This window comes from Solicola agrisoli, from assembly GCF_049059935.1.
GTDB lineage: Bacteria > Actinomycetota > Actinomycetes > Propionibacteriales > Nocardioidaceae > JAURVT01.
The window spans coordinates 1-7,533 of the sequence record NZ_JBMGQR010000119.1 but is presented as its reverse complement, the minus strand read 5'-3'; the positions used below and the strand labels follow the sequence as shown (position 1 = coordinate 7,533).

General features: G+C 71.8%; 7 protein-coding genes. 4 read left to right on the top strand and 3 right to left on the bottom strand.

Features of this window, described 5'->3' with window-relative positions:
• Positions 1-190 precede the first annotated feature (190 nt).
• A complete protein-coding gene (locus ACI6PP_RS22405) occupies positions 191-1,573 on the bottom strand; it encodes an NAD-dependent succinate-semialdehyde dehydrogenase (RefSeq protein ID WP_421113947.1) in 1,383 nt (460 codons plus the stop codon).
• 195 nt (positions 1,574-1,768) lie between these two features.
• Between ACI6PP_RS22405 and ACI6PP_RS22400 the strand changes: the two genes are divergently transcribed.
• The 3 genes from ACI6PP_RS22400 (at position 1,769) to ACI6PP_RS22390 (ending at position 6,360) form a co-directional block, all read left to right on the top strand.
• Positions 1,769-2,272, top strand: a complete 504-nt coding sequence (locus ACI6PP_RS22400; RefSeq protein WP_421113946.1) for a MarR family winged helix-turn-helix transcriptional regulator — start codon at positions 1,769-1,771, stop codon at positions 2,270-2,272.
• 90 nt (positions 2,273-2,362) lie between these two features.
• The gene (icmF, locus tag ACI6PP_RS22395) at positions 2,363-5,596 is read left to right on the top strand and encodes a fused isobutyryl-CoA mutase/GTPase IcmF (protein WP_421113945.1); all 3,234 of its coding nucleotides are present in this window, start codon (positions 2,363-2,365) and stop codon (positions 5,594-5,596) included.
• Entirely contained in the window at positions 5,593-6,360 is a 768-nt protein-coding gene (locus ACI6PP_RS22390) for a helical backbone metal receptor (RefSeq protein WP_421113944.1), read from the top strand. Before icmF ends, ACI6PP_RS22390 begins: the two co-directional genes overlap by 4 nt.
• 12 nt (positions 6,361-6,372) lie before the next feature.
• On the opposite strand, the gene ACI6PP_RS22385 is transcribed toward ACI6PP_RS22390, so the two are convergent.
• Both ACI6PP_RS22385 and ACI6PP_RS22380 read right to left on the bottom strand, forming a co-directional pair.
• Complete coding sequence (locus ACI6PP_RS22385; RefSeq protein WP_421113943.1) at positions 6,373-6,768, bottom strand: amino acid-binding protein; 396 nt, start codon at positions 6,766-6,768, stop codon at positions 6,373-6,375.
• Positions 6,765-7,223, bottom strand: a complete 459-nt coding sequence (locus ACI6PP_RS22380) for an OsmC family protein (RefSeq protein WP_421113942.1) — start codon at positions 7,221-7,223, stop codon at positions 6,765-6,767. Before ACI6PP_RS22380 ends, ACI6PP_RS22385 begins: the two co-directional genes overlap by 4 nt.
• Before the next feature lie 64 nt (positions 7,224-7,287).
• Between ACI6PP_RS22380 and ACI6PP_RS22375 the strand changes: the two genes are divergently transcribed.
• On the top strand, positions 7,288-7,533 hold a 246-nt coding region (locus ACI6PP_RS22375; protein ID WP_421113941.1), incomplete at its 3' end, for an ArsR/SmtB family transcription factor.

Here is a 7,533-nt window from a genome sequence, read left to right as displayed (position 1 = left end):
GCCGCCCGCACCTGCACCCAGGACGTCGCCACCGCACTCCCCGACGGGGACGCGACGTGCCGCATCGTCCTCGACGGCCCCGCCCGCGGGCTCCGCGGCAGGACCGCCTCCACCACCGCGCGAGTCCACTGACCCGTGCACACGTGTGCCCCGCGGCCATCAGCGGCGGGGCACACGTGCGTCCGGTGGGTCAGTCGTTCACGTAGAACATCCGCTTGTTGACGAACTCGTCCATGCCGAGCGGACCGAGCTCGCGGCCGAAGCCCGACCGCTTGACGCCGCCGAACGGGATCTCGGCGCCCTCGCCGGCCGGGGTGTTGACGTTGGCCATGCCCACCTCGAGGCGCTGGGCCACCGAGCGCGCGCGCTCGGTGTCGGTGCTGAACACCGCACCGCCCAGTCCGTACGAGCTGTCGTTGGCCAGGGCGAGCGCCTCGTCGTCGCTCGAGACCGAGTAGACGACCGCGACGGGCCCGAACAGCTCCTCGCGGAACGCCCGCATCCCCTCGGTGACGCCGGTGAGCACGGCGGGGGAGTAGTACGCCGCCGGGCCGTCGGAGAGCACGCCGCCGGCGTGGAGCGTGGCGCCCTTGCTGACGGCGTCCTGGACCTGCTCGTCGAGCGTCTCGGCGGCCTTGCGCGACGACAGCGGCGCGAACTCGCCGTCATTCTCCTCCGCCGGGCTGCCCGGGGTCAGGCCCGTGGCCCGCTCGGTCAGTCGGGCGACGAAGTCGGTGAAGATGTCGTCGGTGACGATCATCCGCTTGTTGGAGTTGCAGGCCTGGCCCACGTTGCCGATGCGGGTCTCCCAGGCGGTGTCGGCGGCGGCGGGGACGTCCTCGGTGTCGAGCACGATGTAGGGGTCGGACCCGCCGAGCTCCAGCACGCACTTCTTGAGGTTCTTGCCGGCGAGCGCGGCGACGACGGCGCCGGCACGCTCGGACCCGGTGAGCGAGACCCCCTGGATGCGGGGGTCCTCGATGATCGTCTCGATCTGGTCGTGGTCGGCGAAGAGGTTGACGTACACGCCCTCGGGCACGCCGGCGTCGTCCATGAGCTGCTGGATCGCGAGCGCCGAGCGGGGCACCGACTCGGCGTGCTTGAGGATGACCGTGTTGCCCAGCATCAGGTTGGGCGCCGCGAAGCGGGCCACCTGGTAGAAGGGGTAGTTCCACGGCATGATCCCGAGCAGCGAGCCGACGGGCAGCTTCTGCACGACGGCCTTGCCCCCGCCGAACGTCGTGATGGGCTGGTCCGCCGCGAGCCCGGGGCCCTCGGTGGCGAAGTAGTCGAAGATCTCGCCGCTGAACTCGGCCTCGCCCACCGCCTCCGACAGGGGCTTGCCCATCTCGGCGGTGCAGATCGCACCCAGCTCGTCCTTGCGCTCGATGAACAGCGCCGCGACGCGCTTGACGACTTTCGCGCGCTCCTCGATGGGCACGTCGCGCCAGGAGGTGAACGCGTCGTGGGAGGTGCTCAGGGCGGCGGCGACGTCCGCGTCGGTGGCGGTGTCGAAGGTCTCGACGACCTCGCCGGTCGAGGGATCGACGACCTGGTACTGGGGGCTGGCCACAACGTGCTCCTCGGGTGCGTGCGGAAGGGGTGACGTCGGCGACGCTATCGAAGCGGCCGCCGCCACCTGGATCCTGCCGAAGTTCCGGCCTCCGCGCACCGTCAGGGTGGACCGGTCGTGGGACGCGCAGGCCCGGGAGTGGCCGGGTGCGCGAGACTGCTCGGAGCACGAGGGCGTCGACACAGGGAGCAGACGGTGGCCGAGCAGCGTGACCCCATCCGGGGAGCCCACCGCCAGTGGGTGCGGCACGGCTGGGAGGGCTCGGCCGACGGGATGGCTCTGGTCACCTCGGTGATGCGGGTGCAGCAGCTGCTGATGGAGCGGATCGAGTCGGTGCTCAAGCCGCACGACCTGACGTTCGCCCGGTTCGAGATCCTGCGGCTGCTGTCGTTCTCCTCGACGGGCGCGATGCCCATGGCGCGGGTCGGCTCGCTGCTCCAGGTGCACGCGACGTCGGTGACGAGCGCCGTCGACCGCCTGGAGCGACAGGGGTTCGTCACCCGCAGCCGCCACCCGAGCGACGGCCGCGTCGTCCTGGCGTCCCTGACGACGGCCGGCGGCGAGGTCGTCGAGGCGGCGACCGCCGACCTGAACGCCGGCGTGTTCGACGACGTCGGGCTCGACGCCCCCGACGTCGCCGACCTGACGACCCTGCTGGGCCGGCTGCGCACCGCCGCCGGGGACCACGTCGAGCCCTGACCGGGACGCTGTCCCCGGTGGGTTTCCTTCGATCCTAGGACGTCCTACTATTGGGTCCTCGGACGTCCAACCTCTGCGTCGAAGGTGCCCATGACCGAACTCCACGTGCCCACCCACCCGGTTCGCCTGGTGACCGCCTCGAGCCTGTTCGACGGCCACGACGCGTCGATCAACATCATGCGGCGGATCTTCCAGAGCCAGGGCGCCGAGGTGATCCACCTGGGGCACAACCGGTCGGTGCAGGAGGTCGTGGACGCCGCGGTCGAGGAGGACGTCCAGGGCGTCGCCGTCTCGTCCTACCAGGGCGGGCACATCGAGTACTTCGAGTACCTGGTGGAGTCGTTGCGCAGCCACGGAGCCGACCACGTCAAGGTGGTCGGCGGCGGGGGCGGCGTCATCGTGCACGACGAGATCGAGCGGCTGCGCGCGTCCGGCGTCACGATCTTCTCCCCCGAGGACGGCCAGCGGATGGGCCTGGTCGGGATGATCAACTCGGTGGTCGCCGACTGCGACTTCGACCTGTGGCGGACCAGGCAGGTCAGTGCCGAGCAGGTGCTCAGCGGCGACCGGTTCGCGATCGCCCGCGCCATCAGCGGAGCCGAGCAGGGGCAGCTTCCCGCCGACGTGCTCGACCGGGTCAGGCAGGCGGCGCAGGCCCGGGCCACCCCGGTGCTGGGCATCACCGGCACCGGTGGGTCGGGCAAGTCGTCGCTCACCGACGAGCTGGTGCGCCGCTTCCGGGTCGACCAGCAGGACAAGCTGCGCATCGCGGTGATCGCCGTCGACCCCACCCGTCGCCGCGGTGGCGGTGCGCTCCTCGGCGACCGCATCCGGATGAACTCGCTCGACGGCGACCGCGTCTACTTCCGCAGCGTCGCGACCCGCGGCGCCCACGAGCTGCCCGACCACCTCGGCGACGTCATCGACGTCGTCAAGGCCGGCGGGTTCGACCTCGTCGTCGTCGAGACGCCCGGCATCGGCCAGGGCGACGCGGCCATCGTCCCGTTCGTCGACCACTCGATGTACGTGATGACGCCGGAGTTCGGCGCCGCGTCGCAGCTGGAAAAGATCGACATGCTCGACTTCGCCGACGTCGTGGCCATCAACAAGTTCGAGCGACGCGGCGCCAAGGACGCGCTGCGCGACGTCGGACGACAGCTGGTGCGCAACCGCGAGGCGTTCGGCTCCCAGCCCGAGGACATGCCGGTGTTCGGCACGTCGGCCGCGACCTTCAACGACGACGGCGTCACCGCGCTCTACCAGCACCTCGCGGGACAGCTCGCCTCCGCGGGGCTGCCGCTCGACGAGGGCACGCTGGCGCCCGTCGACGTCAAGCACTCCTCGGGCATCCGCCAGGTCGTGCCCGGCGGACGGGTGCGCTACCTCGCCGAGATCGCCGAGACCGTCCGGGGCTACCACGCCGAGACGCAGCGGCTGGCCGAGGCGGCGAGCCGTGCGCAGCGGCTCGACCTCGTCCGCGGCGAGCTCGAGCGCGCCGGCGCCGACACCGCCGACCTCGACGGTCTGCTGGCCGCCGCACGCGCGGAGCTGCCGGCCGCGGTGACCGACCAGATCGAGGCCTGGCCGTCGGTCGTCGAGGCGTACTCCGGCGACGAGCACACGGTGCGCGTGCGCGACCGGGAGATCACCACGACGCTGACCCGCGAGTCGCTGTCGGGCTCGAGGATCCCGCGGGTGTCGCTGCCGCGCTTCACCGACCACGGCGAGCTGGTGTCGTTCTGGCGACGCGAGAACCTGCCCGGCGCGTTCCCGTACACCGCGGGCGTCTTCGCCTTCAAGCGCGATGGCGAGGACCCTGCCCGCATGTTCGCCGGCGAGGGCGACGCGTTCCGCACCAACCGCCGCTTCAGGCTGCTGTCGGCCGACGGCGACGCCAAGCGCCTGTCCACCGCGTTCGACTCGGTCACCCTGTACGGCCGAGATCCCGACCTGCGTCCGGACGTCTACGGCAAGGTGGGCACGTCCGGCGTCTCGATCGCGACGCTCGACGACATGAAGGCGCTCTACGACGGGTTCGACCTCGTGTCGCCCACCACGTCGGTCTCGATGACGATCAACGGGCCCGCACCCACCGTCCTCGCGTTCTTCCTCAACACCGTCATCGACCAGCAGGTCGACGCCTTCTGCGAGCGTGAGGGACGGGAGCCGTCCGCGGACGAGCGCGCGCAGGTGGCCGCCGACGCCGTCGCCACCGTGCGCGGCACCGTGCAGGCCGACATCCTCAAGGAGGACCAGGGCCAGAACACCTGCCTGTTCTCCACCGAGTTCAGCCTGCGGATGATGGCCGACATCCAGGAGTGGTTCATCGAGCACCGGGTGCGCAACTTCTACTCGGTGTCGATCTCGGGGTACCACATCGCCGAGGCCGGGGCGAACCCCCTGAGCCAGCTGGCCTTCACCCTCGCCAACGGCTTCACCTACGTCGAGTCGTACCTCGCGCGCGGCATGGACGTCGACGACTTCGCGCCCAACCTGTCGTTCTTCTTCTCCAACGGCATGGACCCCGAGTACTCCGTGCTCGGCCGCGTGGCCCGTCGCATCTGGGCGGTGGCGATGCGCGACAAGTACGGCGCCAACGAGCGCAGCCAGAAGCTGAAGTACCACGTGCAGACGTCCGGCCGCTCGCTGCACGCGCAGGAGATGGACTTCAACGACATCCGCACCACGTTGCAGGCCCTCATCGCGATCTACGACAACGCCAACAGCCTGCACACCAACGCCTACGACGAGGCCGTCACGACGCCGGGGGAGGAGTCGGTGCGTCGCGCGCTCGCGATCCAGATGATCATCAACCGCGAGTGGGGGATGGCGATGAACGAGAACCCCCTGCAGGGCTCGTTCGTCATCGATGAGCTCACCGACCTCGTCGAGGCCGCCGTGCTCGAGGAGTTCGACCGCATCAACGAGCGCGGCGGCGTGCTCGGCGCGATGGAGACCGGCTACCAGCGCGGCCGCATCCAGGACGAGTCGATGCTCTACGAGCACCGCAAGCACGACGGATCGCTGCCCATCGTCGGCGTCAACACGTTCCGCAAGCCCGAGTCCGACGACGGCGGCACGCCCACCCACGTCGAGCTGGCGCGCGCGACGCCCGAGGAGAAGAAGTCGCAGCTCGACCGCGTCCAGGGGTTCCAGCACGACCACGACACCGAGGGCGCCGTGCAGATCGCGCGGCTCAAGCAGGCCGCGACCGACGGCGACAACGTCTTCGCGGTGCTGATGGACGCCGCACGCGTGTGCTCACTCGGCCAGATCACCGACGCGTTCTTCGAGGTCGGCGGGCAGTACCGCCGCAACGTGTGAGCGCCGACGACCTCGACCACCCGTGGCACGGCACGGCGCCCGCGGCCCGCGTCGTGTCGCTGGTGCCGTCGATCACCGAGGCGCTCGCCGCCACCCGGCCGGACGCGCTGGTCGGGGCCACGGACTGGTGCACCCACCCCGCCGACCTCGACGTCGTCCGCGTCCGCGGCACCAAGAATCCCGACCTCGCCGCGATCGCCGCCCTCGAGCCCGACGTGGTCGTGGTGAACAAGGAGGAGAACCGCGAGCTCGACGTCAGGCGGCTCCGCGACCGCGGCGTGCCGGTCTGGGTCACCGACGTCCGCACCGTTCCCCAGGCGCTCACCTCGCTCGGTCGGCTCCTCGACGTCGCCCTCGGTTGGGGCAGGCCGGAGTGGCTCGACGAGGCCGAGCGGCTGTGGGGTGGCCCGGTGCCCGAGGTGACGGCCCGCGTGGCCATCGCGATCTGGCGCGACCCCTGGATGGTGGTCGGGTCGTCGACGTTCACCGGCGACCTGCTGCGGCGCCTCGGCCTGGAGAACGTGCACGCCGAGGACGCCGACCGCTACCCGGCCGTCGAGCCTGGCGACCTCGACGCGGCCGGCGCGGACGTCGTCCTGCTGCCCGACGAGCCCTACGTCTTCACCGCCGACGACGGCCCCGAGGTGTTCGCCGCGACGCCCACCGCGCTCGTCTCCGGTCGGCTGCTCACCTGGTACGGACCGTCGCTGCTCGAGCGCGACACCCTGCTCGCGCAGGTGGGTGCGCGCCGCGCCCCGTCCTGACCTGCGCCGTCCTCACCACCGCGCCGCGACCTCGCGCGCGGCCGCGACGTCGGCGTCGGGGACGAGCAGCACGAGGCGCCCGTCGTGGTCGCTGTACTGCACCTGGATGCTGACGCCGGCGTCGGCCAGCTGCCGGCACACCAGGCCGAGCTGGCCGGGGACGCCCTGGTCCAGGCGCAGCACCACCGGCTCGCGTACGTCGGTCAGGACGATGCCCTCGGCCCGCAGCGCCGCGCGCGCGGCGGCTCCGTCGTCGACGAGGAAGTGGGCCACGCCCACGCCGTCGTGGACGAACACGCCGCCACCCTCGAGGCTCACCCCCGCGGCACCGAGGCACTCGCCCAGCTCGGCGAGCGCACCGGCGCGGTCGTCGAGCACCGCGGCGACGTCGACCGGCGCGCCGTTCATGCCAGCACCACCGTCGGGTCGAGCACGACGTCGGTGCGCAGGGAGCGCGCGACGTAGCAGCCCTCGTGCGCCTCGTGCAGCAGCCGGACGACGTGGTCCGCGTCGGTGCCGCCCGCGACGGTGACCACGGGTGCCAGGACGATCCGCGTGATCCGCATCGGCGGGTCGTCCTCGGGCATCTCCCCGCGGGCCTCGTCGGAGTAGCCCGTCACGACGACGCCGGCGCGGGCGGCGACGGCCAGGAATGACAGGAGCTGGCACGAGCTGGCCGCCATCACGACGAGCTGCTCGGGGTTGAGCCGGTCGGGGTCGCCGCGGAAGTGCGGGTCGGCGCTGAGTGCGACCTCGGCGACGGCGGGCGGGGCGACGGCCCGGTGGGCGCGCGGGTAGGCGCGGTAGCCGTCCGCGGTGGTGCCGTCCCAGACCAGGTGGGTGTCGTACACATGGGTGCTCATGGGGCGACCGTAGGACGGTGAGGGTTCGGTCGTCACCGAAGCGTCCTCGACCTACGGTGGTGGTGTGGCCGTCGACTTCGCACCGATCGGCCGGGCGCTGTCGTCCCCGGCCCGCTCGGCCATGCTCGACCTGCTCATGGACGGGTCCGCGCGACCCGCCGCGGAGCTGGCCGCGGTCGCCCAGGTCGGCGCCTCGACGGCGAGCGAGCACCTGGCGGTGCTGCTCGGCAGCGGCCTGGTGGTCGTCGACGCACGCGGACGACAGCGCTTCTTCAGGCTCGCCGACGCCTCGGTCGCCGAGGCCCTGGAG